At 66.0% G+C, this 12,944-nt stretch carries 13 protein-coding genes; 11 read left to right on the top strand and 2 right to left on the bottom strand.

Going from position 1 to position 12,944, the window contains the following annotated elements; translation table 11 throughout:
• Positions 1-15 precede the first annotated feature (15 nt).
• Positions 16-1,053 (bottom strand): LLM class F420-dependent oxidoreductase, encoded by a 1,038-nt coding sequence (locus HBA99_RS19085; protein ID WP_070952093.1) that lies wholly within the window; start codon positions 1,051-1,053, stop codon positions 16-18.
• A 103-nt stretch (positions 1,054-1,156) separates the two neighbouring features.
• Between HBA99_RS19085 and HBA99_RS19080 the strand changes: the two genes are divergently transcribed.
• The 3 genes from HBA99_RS19080 to HBA99_RS19070 are packed head-to-tail and all read left to right on the top strand — an operon-like array spanning position 1,157 to position 3,292.
• The gene (locus HBA99_RS19080; protein ID WP_057967526.1) at positions 1,157-1,465 is read left to right on the top strand and encodes a type VII secretion target; all 309 of its coding nucleotides are present in this window, start codon (positions 1,157-1,159) and stop codon (positions 1,463-1,465) included.
• Complete coding sequence (locus HBA99_RS19075) at positions 1,455-3,083, top strand: hypothetical protein (RefSeq protein WP_070952094.1); 1,629 nt, start codon at positions 1,455-1,457, stop codon at positions 3,081-3,083. Before HBA99_RS19080 ends, HBA99_RS19075 begins: the two co-directional genes overlap by 11 nt.
• Complete coding sequence (locus HBA99_RS19070; RefSeq protein WP_070932973.1) at positions 3,080-3,292, top strand: hypothetical protein; 213 nt, start codon at positions 3,080-3,082, stop codon at positions 3,290-3,292. The genes HBA99_RS19075 and HBA99_RS19070 overlap by 4 nt, the downstream gene beginning before the upstream one ends.
• Here the strand turns inward: HBA99_RS19070 and HBA99_RS19065 are convergent, their stop codons facing one another.
• On the bottom strand, positions 3,293-4,159 hold the full coding sequence (locus HBA99_RS19065) for a dienelactone hydrolase family protein (RefSeq protein WP_070952095.1): 867 nt from the start codon (positions 4,157-4,159) through the stop codon (positions 3,293-3,295).
• A gap of 65 nt (positions 4,160-4,224) precedes the next feature.
• Between HBA99_RS19065 and glmS the strand changes: the two genes are divergently transcribed.
• The 8 genes from glmS (at position 4,225) to rimI (ending at position 12,943) form a co-directional block, all read left to right on the top strand.
• Positions 4,225-6,090 carry a glutamine--fructose-6-phosphate transaminase (isomerizing) gene (gene glmS / locus HBA99_RS19060; RefSeq protein ID WP_070952096.1) on the top strand — a complete coding sequence of 622 codons (1,866 nt, stop codon included), beginning with the start codon at positions 4,225-4,227 and terminating at the stop codon, positions 6,088-6,090.
• A 118-nt stretch (positions 6,091-6,208) separates the two neighbouring features.
• Positions 6,209-7,642 (top strand): bifunctional ADP-dependent NAD(P)H-hydrate dehydratase/NAD(P)H-hydrate epimerase, encoded by a 1,434-nt coding sequence (locus HBA99_RS19055; protein WP_070952097.1) that lies wholly within the window; start codon positions 6,209-6,211, stop codon positions 7,640-7,642.
• A 10-nt stretch (positions 7,643-7,652) separates the two neighbouring features.
• The gene (gene gad, locus HBA99_RS19050) at positions 7,653-9,071 is read left to right on the top strand and encodes a glutamate decarboxylase (RefSeq protein ID WP_057965774.1); all 1,419 of its coding nucleotides are present in this window, start codon (positions 7,653-7,655) and stop codon (positions 9,069-9,071) included.
• Between the two features lie 49 nt (positions 9,072-9,120).
• Positions 9,121-10,314, top strand: a complete 1,194-nt coding sequence (gene alr, locus HBA99_RS19045; RefSeq protein WP_078321297.1) for an alanine racemase — start codon at positions 9,121-9,123, stop codon at positions 10,312-10,314.
• Positions 10,304-11,395 carry an alpha/beta fold hydrolase gene (locus HBA99_RS19040; protein WP_070952099.1) on the top strand — a complete coding sequence of 364 codons (1,092 nt, stop codon included), beginning with the start codon at positions 10,304-10,306 and terminating at the stop codon, positions 11,393-11,395. The genes alr and HBA99_RS19040 overlap by 11 nt, the downstream gene beginning before the upstream one ends.
• Positions 11,392-11,859, top strand: coding sequence for a tRNA (adenosine(37)-N6)-threonylcarbamoyltransferase complex ATPase subunit type 1 TsaE (gene tsaE / locus HBA99_RS19035; RefSeq protein WP_030096770.1), 468 nt, complete (start codon positions 11,392-11,394; stop codon positions 11,857-11,859). Before HBA99_RS19040 ends, tsaE begins: the two co-directional genes overlap by 4 nt.
• Positions 11,856-12,479 (top strand): tRNA (adenosine(37)-N6)-threonylcarbamoyltransferase complex dimerization subunit type 1 TsaB, encoded by a 624-nt coding sequence (gene tsaB, locus HBA99_RS19030; protein WP_070932985.1) that lies wholly within the window; start codon positions 11,856-11,858, stop codon positions 12,477-12,479. Before tsaE ends, tsaB begins: the two co-directional genes overlap by 4 nt.
• Complete coding sequence (gene rimI / locus HBA99_RS19025; RefSeq protein ID WP_070922919.1) at positions 12,476-12,943, top strand: ribosomal protein S18-alanine N-acetyltransferase; 468 nt, start codon at positions 12,476-12,478, stop codon at positions 12,941-12,943. Before tsaB ends, rimI begins: the two co-directional genes overlap by 4 nt.
• Position 12,944: the final 1 nt, after the last annotated feature.

Genomic DNA, 12,944 nt, shown 5'->3' with positions numbered 1-12,944 from the left:
CGAACGGCGTACGAATCACAGCAGCTCGCGCAGAGCCTCGACATGCTTGATCCGGCCTGCCGCATCGGCGGCGAGCGGAGCGACATTGAGAGTCGTCACACCTGCCTCCTTGAAGGCCGCAACCCGTTCGGCGACAAAGCTCTTGGGCCCGATGAGCGAGATGTTCCTGACCAGCTCGTCAGGCACCGCGTCGGTCGCCTCGGCCTTCTTGCCCGCCAGGTAAAGCTCCTGGATGGTGTCGGCTTCCTTGCCGAAACCGTATGCGGTCGCGAGGTTGTGGTAGAAGTTCTTGCCCTTGGCGCCCATGCCGCCGATGTAGAGCGCCAGGCTCGGCTTGACGAATCCGTACAGCGCTTCGACGTCGTCACCGATCGCGAGTGCGGGCCCGGCGTAGACCTCGAGCTCGCCGAGTGACGGGTCGCGCTTGCCCTTGCCTTCGGCCAGGGCGGCCCCCCACACGTCATTGGCCTTCTCGGGAAGGAAGAAGATGGGCTGCCAGCCCTCGGCGATCTCGGCGGTCAGTGCCACGTTCTTGGGGCCAAGAGCGGCGATGAGTACCGGAATGCGGTCGCGCACTGGGTGATTGATCAGCTTCAGCGCCTTGCCCAAGCCGGTGCCCTGTTCGGGAGGCAGTGGCACGGTGAAGTACTTGCCTTCGAATTCCAGGCGTTCCCGACGCCACACCTTGCGGCAGATCTCGACGGTTTCACGAGTGCGGCCCAGGGGAGCGTCGTACTTCACGCCGTGGAATCCCTCGATGACCTGCGGGCCCGAGGCGCCGATGCCCAGGACGAACCGGCCGTTGGAGACATAATCCAGACCGGCCGCCGTCATGGCCAGCAAGGTGGGGGTTCGGGTGTACAGCTGGAAGATCCCCGACGCGAGCTTTACGGTGGATGTCTTGGCAGCGAGAAACCCGAGCTGGCTCGCGGCGTCATACGAGTAGGCCTCGGCGACGAACGCGATGTCCAACCCGACTTTTTCCAGCTCAGCGAGCTCGTCAACGACTTCGGTGAATCCGCCGGCATAGCTCAGCGTGGTTCCAATGCGCATGCGGCGACCCTACCCGACCAAGCGGTTGAACGGGAAGACGCATGATCCACAGATCGGTGAAAAAAGATGGAACCGGAAGTGGCATGCACCCGTCGTAGTCAATATGGGAGAAACCTCGATCAACGTCGCTGGTGTCCGGGGGGTCGCTGGGGAGTTCGACAGCGTGGCAGAAGAGCTGCAAAAAGCCATTCAGCAGCTGCGTGGGTTGTCTTTCGGTGGGGCATCGGCCGGACGGTGGCACACGGCCAAGGGCGACGCGGTCAGGGATGGGCTGCGCGAGGTGGTCACTCACCTCGAGGACTGGCAGCGCACCAACACCGCGATCGCCGAACAACTCCGTGCGACCGCGCAGCGTTATGCGGATCGGGATGCCAAGAACAAGGCAAGGGTGGCTGCAGCCAATGGCCGGTAAGTACGACATCGAGTCGCTGCGCAGCGAGGGCATCCAGGCGATCGCGAACTCGCAGAACTACACGACCACCGCGATCCGGGGAAACGGTAAGTCGCCGGTCACGATCACCAACCCGGATCTCACCGCCAACGAGCGCCAGCTGTTCGATTGGTACGACATGGACGCCGGCATGGACCTGAACAAGCTCGGTGCGGATCTTGAGCTGTTCAAGAGCGCGGTGACCACCATGAAGTCCGCCGCCGAACGTCAGCACGGACAGCTGCAGCAGCTCATGGGCATGTGGGAAGGCAAAGGCTCGGAGGCTGCGAATCAGTTCCTGCGAACGCACAACTCCACCGCCGATGCGGTGACCAAGGAATTCGGGCAGGTATCCACCGGTCTGGACGGGTTACGCGAAACGCTCTGGACCATCGTCGATCTCAAGAAGCAGGCATCGACCATGGTCGATGGGTTGGTGACCGATCGTGCGTCCTTTGACAGTGCCGTCGCCACCTACAAGACCGGTACCGGCGACAGGTCGGTGGCCGACGAGACCAACGCCACGAAGATCGGTCCGCACGTCCAGCAGAACATCGAGGGCAAATGGCTTCCCGCCATGAAGGCGGCATGGGGCAAGGGTGGCGAGGCGTACGACACGTTCACCAGTGCGCTGAAGCAGGAGCTGCCCGCGGAGTTCAAGAACCCGCCCGGCCAGCTCGGACCGGAGTACGACTCGGACACCGAGTCCCCGCAGAACTCCACGGACAGGGACAGGGACAAAAACAAGGGCGGCAAGCAGGAGTCAGATGCTGCCGGGGGTGGCCAGAGCAGCGCCGCCAACGGGTCCGCCGGCGGCGGCGCGGGCGGCGGGATGCAGGGCACGGCGACCCCGGCCTCCGCGATGGGTAATCAGGGCGGGCAGATGGCTGGCGGTGGGCAGCAGGGTGCCGGCCAGGGGCAAGGGCAGCAGGGGATGGACCCGAGCCAGATTGTCAGCGGGTTGACCGGGGCCATGACGGGTGCGCTCGGATCCATCGGCCAGGCGGCCAGTGGCATTGTCAGCGCCATCACGGAGGGCCTCTCCAGCATCCCGTTCGACCAGTTGGGACAGGGCGGCGATGCCGGCGACGAGAAGCCCGAGGACAAGATCGAGGGGAAGGCCGACGAGGCTGCCGACAAGAAGGACCCGGACACCAAGATGGCGGCGGCCAAGGATGCGGCGATCCAGGAGGCCCGCTCGGATGCGGGCGCGACGTTCGCCACAGATGGCAAGCCGATGCAGGGCCCGGGCGTTCAGCTGGCAGGAGCAGGTGGCGTGGAAGCCACTCCGGCCCCTGCGGGTCAGACCACCCCGGGTGCGCCGCTCGGGACCACGACGCCGCCGGGGGGTGCGGTTCCGCCGTCTACCGGTGGCCTGTCTGCCGCACAGCCCGCCGGATCGATGTCGCCGGTAAACCCACCGCCGGTCCACACACAGCAGCCGAACGCGGCCCAGCATCCCGAGCCTGCGCAGCAGCCCTCACCCGTGCCCTCGGTGGGGCCCAGCGGCCGGCAGGCTCAGCCTCAGGCCGCGGGGACGGATGCCGGGGAGACGCCGTGTGAAATCGCCGCCGATGAACTGCCTAAGGCTGGGCGATGATCGACATCACCGACGCCCTCGCAGGCATCGTCTCGGATTTCGAGAGCACCCTGGATCAGCTGCGGGATGACGCCGACGCAGCACGCGGCGACATGATGCTCGATGAGTCCGCCGAGGTCACGGAACTTCAGATGCCCATGCAGATCCATATGACCGAGTCCGACTTCGACGAGGACGACATCTACCGCTGGCAGCGATGGCGGCGCTGACTACCTCAGCAGCGATTGCACGCGATCGATCTGGCTGATCTCCAGCGCAGCGGCGTCGGGCAGCGAGGTATTCGGTAGTTCAGCTGCCGGGTCCGCGAAGTCGCGGTAGCGCTTGTCTCCGGCAAGCTGGAACAGCAGGTATCCGGTCAACAGGGCACGAGTGTTGCGCTGGGTTGCCCGGTTCGATCCGCCGAGTCCGACAAACCTGCGCAGCCAGCTGTGTTCCGGTAGCCCGCTGGACTTCGCCTTCGCGACGTTCCGCAACTCGGCACCGGGCCACGCCTGCGAGAGCGCCAGGGCATTCGATCGCAGCGATTGGGCGTCGTCGGTGCTCGTGACAACGAGGCCGGGGATGGTCAACGCGGCGGCACTGCTCTCGACGGGCGGCTGCGTCGCGCTGGGAAACAGCGCGACGACGGCCTTGGGGCCCGTCGGCCGGTTCTTCTTGTCCACCAGCGCTGAGGACCGCGCGGCCGCGAACACCGCCGCCGAGGCCCCCAACCCATGACCGGCCAGCGCGAGTTTGGTCGGATGCACGCTGATCTTGCCGTCGCCGAGGCGCACCCGGGTCACGATCTCGAGTGTTGTGGCCAAGTCGGCAGCCAGATTCAGGTGTGACGGGATCAACCCCTTCTCGGTGTCCGGGGCTGCCGCGACGATTCCCCAGGATGCGAGATGTTCCAGAGTCGCTCGGTACTTGTTCGTACCGGTCAGCCAGTCGTGTCCGAACGCCACCGCAGGCAGATTGAAGCCGGAATCCGGTGTGTAGACGACGCCGCTCACCCCGGCGAAGGCCAGGTCGCCACGCAGAACCTTGTGCGGACCACGACGGGTCAGAGCTTTGAATAGCGTGCGGGTACTCGCCATGGCATGACCGTAGCTGATCGTTGTCGTTGCGGACCGCAGCGGGAACTGAACTACCCTGGTGGGCTATGTGCGGAATCGTCGGGTACGTCGGCCACCGGGACGCCCTTGGTGTCGTCCTCGAGGCGCTGCGGCGACTCGAGTACCGGGGCTATGACTCGGCGGGGGTTGCGCTGGCCGACGGCAGCGGCGGGCTGCTGGTGCAGCGCAAGGCGGGCCGGCTGGCCAACCTGGAATCCGCGATCGCGGAATCGGGAGAATCCTTCGGCGCTACCACCGGCATGGGGCACACCCGCTGGGCCACCCACGGTGCCCCCACCGACCGCAACGCTCACCCGCATCGGGATGCGACCGGCAAGGTCGCGGTGGTCCATAACGGGATCATCGAGAACTTCCCCGCATTGCGTGCCGAGCTGGAGGCCGCGGGCGTCGAGTTCGCCAGCGACACCGACTCCGAGGTGGCCGTGCATCTGGTGGCGCGCCAGTACGAATCCGGAGACACCGCCGGCGACTTCGTGGCGTCGGTGCAGGCTGTGGTGCGACGGTTGGAGGGGCACTTCACCCTTGTCTTCTCCCACGCCGACGACCCGGGCACGATCGTGGCCGCACGCCGGTCCACCCCGCTGGTCGTGGGTATCGGCGACGGTGAGATGTTCCTCGGGTCCGACGTCGCCGCGTTCATCGAATACACCAGGGAAGCCGTCGAACTGGGGCAGGACCAGGTTGTGGTGATCACCGCGGACGGCTATCGCATCACCGACTTCGCGGGTAACGACGACGCCGATAATGCGCGGGTCTTCACGATCGACTGGGACCTGTCGGCCGCGGAAAAGGGCGGCTACGAATACTTCATGCTCAAGGAGATCGCCGAACAGCCGGCGGCGGTGTCCGACACCTTGTTGGGGCACTTCGACCTTGGCCGGATAATTCTCGATGAGCAGCGGCTCTCCGATCAGGAACTGCGCGATATCGACAAGGTGTTCGTGGTGGCCTGCGGTACGGCATTCCATTCGGGCCTGCTGGCCAAGTACGCCATCGAGCATTGGACACGGCTGCCCGTGGAGATCGAGCTCGCGAGCGAATTCCGCTACCGCGACCCGGTTTTGGATCGCAGCACGCTCGTCGTCGCCATTTCGCAATCGGGTGAGACCGCGGACACCCTGGAAGCGGTGCGGCACGCCAAGGAGCAGAAGGCCAAGGTGCTGGCCGTCTGCAATACCAACGGTTCACAGATTCCCCGTGAATGCGATGCGGTGCTCTACACGCGGGCCGGGCCGGAGATCGGTGTCGCCGCGACGAAGACATTCCTGGCGCAGGTGACCGCCAATTACATTGTGGGCCTGGCCTTGGCACAGGCTCGCGGGACAAAATACCCCGACGAAGTGGCTCGTGAGTACCACGAGCTGGAGGCCATGCCGGAGTTGATCGAGCGCGTCATCACCGCCATGGATCCGGTCGCCGAACTCGCGCGGCAGTACGCGCAGTCCTCCAGCATCCTGTTCCTGGGGCGCCACGTCGGATACCCGGTGGCGCTGGAGGGTGCGCTCAAGCTCAAGGAGCTGGCGTACATGCACGCCGAGGGATTCGCGGCCGGAGAGCTCAAGCACGGGCCGATCGCGCTGATCGAAGAGGGGCTGCCGGTCATCGTGGTGATGCCGTCACCCAAGGGCATGGGGTTGCTGCATTCGAAGCTGCTCAGCAACATTCGTGAGATTCAGGCTCGCGGGGCGCGGACGATCGTGATCGCCGAAGAGGGCGATGAGACGATCCGGCCGTACGCGGACCACCTCATCGAGATTCCGGCGGTGTCGACGTTGTACCAGCCGTTGCTCTCCACGATTCCGATGCAGGTGTTCGCCGCGGCGGTGGCGCAGGCCCGGGGATACGACGTGGACAAACCGCGGAACCTGGCCAAGTCGGTAACCGTCGAATAGCGGCGTCTACATCCTGTGGCGCGCCAACCCTGCGTCGACAACCCCGCGGCGTACCGTCTGCATCGCACACCCACCAGTTCCTCGACGGCGAAGAGGGAGCGAGGGGAGCCCACGATTCATGAAGTACTACTACAGCGCCGAGCAGATTCGGGAAGCCGAGGCACCGCTGCTGGCCGCCCTGCCCGAGGGGGCCCTGATGCGGCGTGCGGCATACGGATTGGCCACGATCGTCGCTGACGAGTTGTCGCGGCGGGCCGGCGTGGTGGTCGGGCGGCGTGTGTGCGCGATCGTCGGTTCCGGAGACAACGGGGGAGACGCCTTGTGGGCGTTGACCTTCCTGCGCCGGCGCGGAGTATCAACCAGCGCGGTGCTGCTGAATCCCGAGCGGGCCCACCGTGCGGGCCTTGCCGCCTTCCGTAAGGCCGGCGGCCGGGTGGTGTCCGCGGTGCCCGGCGATACCGATCTCGTTCTGGATGGCGTCGTAGGAATTTCGGGGACCGGCCCGCTTCGGCCGGGAGCCGCCGAGATCGCCGAACAGATCAATGCCGAGGGCATTCCGGTGATCGCGGTGGACATCCCCAGTGGCGTAGACGTGCACACCGGCACAGTGGACGGAGCGGCCTTCCGGGCCGCCGTCACGGTGACGTTCGGTGGCTACAAACCCGTTCATGCTCTTGGTGATTGCGGCGAGGTCCGGTTGGTCGACATCGGGCTTGATCTGCCCGCCACGACGATCCGGGAACTCGACGCCCACGATGTGGCCCTCGCCTGGCCCATTCCCGGACCTGCCGATGACAAGTACACGCAAGGCGTGACGGGTGTGCTGGCGGGATCGCACACCTATCCGGGGGCCGCCATCTTGTGTGCGGGTGCGGCCGTGGCTGCCACGGCCGGGATGGTTCGATACGCCGGATCGGCTGCTGCCGAGGTGGTTTCGCATTGGCCGGAAGTGATTGCCACTCAGACGGAAGAGGCCGCGGGCCGGGTACAGGCATGGGTGATCGGTCCCGGATACGGAACCGGCGAGCGCCAGACGCGAACCCTGCGGCGGGTGCTTTCGGGCGGGCTGCCGGTACTCGTCGATGCCGACGCCCTGACGATCCTCGCCGAGCACCCCGAGCTGGCTGATCTCGTGGCAGCACGCGACGCCCCGACGCTCCTGACCCCGCATGCCGGTGAGTACCGCAGGCTCGCAGGTGAACCTCCGGGCCCCGACCGGGTTGGCGCCGCGCGGTCGTTGGCGCTGCGGCTGGGCGCCACGGTGCTCCTCAAGGGCAACGTCACCGTCATCGCACAGCCGGACGGAACCGCGTACGTAAACAAGGCACACGGGTCATGGGCGGCGACGGCGGGCTCGGGCGATGTGCTCTCGGGTGTGATCGGTGCGCTGCTGGCCGCCGGAGTTCCCGCCGACAAGGCCGCGGCGATGGGGGCTTACGTGCACGCCCGCGCGGCGTCTGCCGCCGCGGCAGATCCCGGTCCGGGTAAAGCCCCCATTTCGGCTTCCCGTCTTCTTGGGCATCTACGTTGGGCGGTCGCCGAAATAGGGTGAGAATCGGCTTATGTCGAATCCCCGCGATCAGTTCAGTCTTTCGGCGCACGCCGGAAAGATCAACGCCTCGTCCTTCAGCCCCGCATACACCGGCCGGTTGTCGACCGCGCCCATCCCGGCCCTACGCCTCCCCGACGAGCCGATGGATCCGCAGGCTGCTTACCGGTTCATTCACGACGAACTGATGCTCGACGGCAGTTCGCGGCTCAACCTGGCCACCTTCGTCACGACCTGGATGGATCCCGAGGCCGAGAAGCTGATGGCCGAGACGTTCGACAAGAACATGATCGACAAGGACGAATACCCGGCGACCGCCGCGATCGAGTCGCGGTGCGTGGCCATGGTGGCCGATCTGTTCCACGCCGATGATCTATCTGCCGAGGACCCGTCATCGGCGATCGGGGTATCGACCATCGGGTCCAGTGAGGCGGTGATGCTCGCCGGGCTGGCCCTCAAGTGGCGCTGGCGCGCCAAAATCGGTGACGGCTGGAAGGGCCGCACGCCGAACCTGGTGATGGGGTCCAACGTGCAGGTGGTGTGGGAGAAGTTCTGCCGGTACTTCGACGTTGAGCCGCGGTATCTGCCGATGGCGAAGGACCGGTACGTCATCACTCCCGAGCAGGTGCTCGACGCGGTGGACGAGGACACCATCGGGGTAGTGGGCATCCTGGGCACCACCTTCACCGGTGAGCTGGAGCCGATTGCCGAGATCTGCGCGGCGCTGGACACTTTGGCGGCCACGCCCGGCAAGCCGGATGTCCCGGTACACGTGGACGCCGCCAGCGGCGGATTCGTGGTGCCGTTCCTGCACCCAGAACTGCACTGGGATTTCCGGCTGCCCCGGGTGGTGTCGATCAACGTCAGTGGGCACAAGTACGGCCTGACCTATCCGGGAATCGGCTTCGTGGTGTGGCGCAGCAAGGAACACCTGCCCGAAGACCTGGTGTTCCGGGTCAACTACCTCGGCGGAGATATGCCGACGTTCACCCTCAACTTCTCCCGCCCGGGTAATCAGGTGGTCGGGCAGTACTACAACTTCCTGCGATTGGGGCGGGCCGGTTACGCGCAGGTGATGCGCTGTCTGTCGGAGACCGCCCGCTGGTTCGGCGACGAGCTGAACAAGAGCGAGCACTTCGAGGTGATCACCGACGGCTCGGCGATTCCGGTGGTGTCGTTCCGGCTCAAGGGCGACCGCCCATACACGGAGTTCGACATCTCGCATTCGTTGCGGGCCTTTGGCTGGCAGGTGCCGGCTTACACGATGCCCGAGGACGTCACCGATGTCGCGGTGCTGCGGGTGGTGGTGCGCGAAGGCTTCTCAGGTGATCTTGCCCGTGCGCTCCGCGATGACCTCATCACGGTGTTGAAGGGGCTTGACGAGCTGAAACCGAACGGGCACTTCGACGCGGTGCAGCCGTTCGCGCACTGATACGGCGGGCTGGAGCGCTGCGACTCGGGGATCTGACGCGGATGGGACAATAGAGCCGGTGACGACAACTTCGACGACAACGGACGGCCTCCCGCCGAACACGGGTGAGACGACCGCGCAGGCGGTCGTCGACCTGGGTGCCATTGCGCACAACGTCCAGTTGCTGCGTGAGTACGCCGGCGAGGCCCGGCTCATGGTGGTCGTCAAGGCCGACGGCTACGGGCACGGAGCCTTGCCGGTGGCGCGTGCCGCGCTCGCGGCCGGGGCCGACGAACTCGGTGTCGCCACCATCAGTGAGGCGCTGCAGGTCCGCGCGGGTGGGATCGACGCGCCGCTGCTCGCCTGGCTGCATGCCCCGGGCGCCGACTACGCCGCCGCGCTGAAGGCCGATGTCCAGGTCGCGGTGTCCTCGCTCGATCAGCTCAGCGAGTTGCTTGACGCGGCGCAGTCCACGGGGCGTCAGGCGGTCACGACCGTCAAGGTGGATACCGGGCTCAATCGCAATGGGGTACCGGCCGAGTACACCCGTGACCTTTTCGAAGCGTTGGCGAAGGCACAGGCCGAGCAGTCAATCCGGGTGCGCGGCATCATGTCTCATTTCGCGTACGCCGATCAGCTCGGTAATCCCACCATCGACATGCAGAAAGGGCGGTTCGACGAGGCGCTCGGGTTGGCACGTGACCTGGGGTTGCGTTATGAGGTGGCACACCTGTCGAATTCGGCGGCCACGCTGACTCGTCCCGATGTCCGATATGACATGGTGCGCGCGGGTATTGCGCTGTACGGCGTCAACCCGATGCCGGGCGAGATACAGACCGGCCTGATTCCGGCGATGTCGCTCACGTGCGCGGTGTCGTCGGTGAAGCCGGTGCGGGCCGGTGAAGGAGTGTCCTACGGACACGTATGGACGGCCCCGCGCGATACCAACGCGGCCCTCATCGGGATCGGTTACGCCGATGGCGTGGTCCGTGGACTGGGTAACCGCTTCGAGGTAGCCATCGGAGGGCGCCGCTACCCGAACATCGGCCGTGTCTGCATGGACCAGTTTGTGGTTGACCTGGGAGACAACGAGGCTGGGGTGCGGGCCGGCGATGTCGCAACGCTTTTCGGCTCGGGTGCGGCGGGCGAGCCCACCGCGCAAGAATGGGCGGAGCTGCTCGACACCATCGCCTACGAGGTGGTCACCTGCCCTCGCGGCAGGGTGGTGCGAACGTACCGGGATTCCAGGACCGTTGAGCAGTAAGTCGAACGCCTGGCTGGCCGGCGTGGCGGGGCTCGGTGCGGTGGTGACGGTGGCCGGTGTCGGCACCGCGCGCTCGATCGGTAGACGCAGGTTCGATGATCCCTACCGCGACGAGGATTTCGACCTCTTGGAGACCGATCGCGGCAGCATCGTGATGACCGACGACGGTGTGCCGCTGGCGGTTCGGGAGGTGGGTCCGTCGAACGCGCCGCTGACCGTCGTGTTCGTACACGGTTTCTGTCTGCAGATGGCGTCCTTTCATTTCCAGCGCCGCGAGCTCGCGAGCCGCTGGGGAGACAACGTCCGCATGGTCTTCTATGACCAGCGCGGACACGGGCGCTCGGGTCTGCCGGCTCCCAAGTCATGCACCATCCGTCAGCTCGGCGATGATCTCGAATCGGTGCTGCGGGTGTTGGTACCCCGGGGTAATGCTGTCCTGGTGGGGCATTCGATGGGCGGCATGACCATCCTTGCCCACGCCGGACGTCATCCCGAGCAGTATGGCCGCAGGATTGTCGGGGTCGGGTTGATCGCCAGTGCGGCCGAAGGTCTTTCGCACACCGCTATCGGTGCGGGGTTGCGCAATCCAGCATTGCGGGTGCTGCGCACGGCCGTGCACTACGCGCCGCGACCCGCCCACCACGGCCGCGGCGCGGTCAAGTCGCTCGTAGGTCCGGTGCTGCAGGCCGCCTCGTACGGAGGTCAACGGGTGAGCCCGACGCTCGTGAGGTTCAGTGAGCGCATGATTCATCAGACACCCGTCACGACCATCGTGGATTTTCTGCGGGCGCTCGAGGAGCACGACGAGACGGCGGCACTGCCGACCATCGCGCCGCTGCCGAGCCTGGTGGTATGCGGTGATACCGACATGCTCACCCCGCTGGTTCAATCGGAGTCCATGGCAGCGCAATTGGGGTCGAGCGGACACAACGAGTTGATCCTGGTGCGCGAATCGGGGCATCTGGTGCAACTTGAACATCCCGTAATCGTCAACGACGGCATCGATCGTCTTGTCAGGCGCTCGACCCCAACACTTTTCGCTGCCATCAAACAGCGTCTGCGTGATCGGACCGGACTGTGATCGATGAGTCGGGACGCATCGCGTTGCCCACGCTGCAGGACACACTGGATTTCGGGGCGCGGATCGGGCGTGACCTCGCCGCGGGCGACGTCGTCGTGCTCGACGGTCCGCTGGGGGCGGGAAAGACCGCATTGACCAAGGGAATTGCGTTGGGCATGGATGTCGACGGCCCCATCACCTCGCCGTCGTATGTGCTGGCCCGCGTCCACGAGGCGCGGCGCCCGGGTGCACCGGCACTGGTGCATGTGGACGTCTACCGGCTGCTGGAACATCACGGTGCCGACCTACTCGGCGAGCTCGACTCGCTGGATCTCGATACCGACCTGGACGACTCGGTGGTCGTCGTGGAGTGGGGCGAGGGGCTGGCGGAGCGGTTGTCGGAACATCATCTGGATATCCGGCTGCAACGTGCACCCGACTCCGATGAACGCACCGCAACCTGGCATTGGAGCCGTAAGCCGTGAGCGTGATACTTGCCCTGGACACCGCCACCCCTGCGATCACGGCGGGGCTTGTGAGGCGGGCATCGGATGGATCGGTGCAGGCCTTGTCCGAACGAATCACCATGGGTGCCAAGGGGCATGCCGAGGCGCTTACCCCCAATATCGGGGCGGCGTGTGTCGAGGCCGGGGTCGCGGTCGGTGAACTCGACGCGATTGTGGTGGGTTGCGGTCCGGGTCCGTTCACCGGACTGCGCGTCGGGATGGCGACCGCCGCGGCGATGGGTCTGGCGCTGGATATCCCGGTGTATCCGTTATGCACACTCGACGCGATCGGCTATGACACCACCGGCAGCGTGCTCGTCGTCACCGACGCGCGCCGGCGCGAGGTGTACTGGGCCGGTTACCGCGACGGAACACGCATCGGCGGCCCGGCCGTCGACGCGCCCGCGGACGTCTCGGTGCAGGGCTACGACTTGGTGGCTGGATCACCAGATCACACAGTGCTTTTCGATCTCCCCGTGCTTGACCGTCAGTTCCCGTCGCCGTCGCGGCTGGTACAGGTGGTCGACTGGGGCCAGCCTCCGGGTCCCCTGACGCCGCTGTATTTGCGTCGCCCCGATGCCAAAGAACCCCGTCGATGACGGTCGAGCTGAAGCCTCTTCGCCGGCGCGACACCCGTCGGTGCGCCGAACTTGAGGCGATTCTGTTCGCAGGTGATGACCCGTGGCCGGAGTCGGCCTTTCGCGCGGAGCTCGCGTCCCCTCACATCCACTACCTGGCGGCCAGGGACGGGCACACGCTGGTGGGATACGGCGGCATCTCCCGGTTGGGACATCACGAACCGGAGTACGAGATTCACACCATCGGCGTGGATCCCGCCTACCAGAAACAGGGCATCGGACGGCGTTTGTTGGACGAGCTGCTCACGCATGCGGATCGCGATCCGGGGCCGGTGTTCCTGGAGGTGCGCACCGACAACGCGGCCGCGATCGCTCTGTACCACGGCACCGGATTCGAGACCGTCGGCGTGCGCAAGCGGTATTACCCGGGCAGTGGGGCCGATGCGTTCACCATGAAACGCCCTGCGCAGGGCATTGTGAAATAGG

Origin of the sequence: Mycobacteroides chelonae, from assembly GCF_016767715.1 — a bacterium.
Taxonomy (GTDB): Bacteria; Actinomycetota; Actinomycetes; order Mycobacteriales; family Mycobacteriaceae; genus Mycobacterium; species Mycobacterium gwanakae.
Note: the sequence above shows the minus strand (reverse complement) of the source record. Positions and strands in the feature narration are given on the sequence as shown.

Excerpts from the sequence above, each read along its gene's own strand:
- HBA99_RS19085 (WP_070952093.1), bottom strand. The coding sequence starts at position 1,053 with ATGCGCATTGGAACCACGCTGAGCTATGCCGGCGGATTCACCGAAGTC.
- HBA99_RS19080 (WP_057967526.1), top strand. The coding sequence starts at position 1,157 with ATGGGAGAAACCTCGATCAACGTCGCTGGTGTCCGGGGGGTCGCTGGG.
- HBA99_RS19075 (WP_070952094.1), top strand. The coding sequence starts at position 1,455 with ATGGCCGGTAAGTACGACATCGAGTCGCTGCGCAGCGAGGGCATCCAG.
- HBA99_RS19070 (WP_070932973.1), top strand. The coding sequence starts at position 3,080 with ATGATCGACATCACCGACGCCCTCGCAGGCATCGTCTCGGATTTCGAG.
- HBA99_RS19065 (WP_070952095.1), bottom strand. The coding sequence starts at position 4,159 with ATGGCGAGTACCCGCACGCTATTCAAAGCTCTGACCCGTCGTGGTCCG.
- glmS (WP_070952096.1), top strand. The coding sequence starts at position 4,225 with ATGTGCGGAATCGTCGGGTACGTCGGCCACCGGGACGCCCTTGGTGTC.
- HBA99_RS19055 (WP_070952097.1), top strand. The coding sequence starts at position 6,209 with ATGAAGTACTACTACAGCGCCGAGCAGATTCGGGAAGCCGAGGCACCG.
- gad (WP_057965774.1), top strand. The coding sequence starts at position 7,653 with ATGTCGAATCCCCGCGATCAGTTCAGTCTTTCGGCGCACGCCGGAAAG.
- rimI (WP_070922919.1), top strand. The coding sequence starts at position 12,476 with ATGACGGTCGAGCTGAAGCCTCTTCGCCGGCGCGACACCCGTCGGTGC.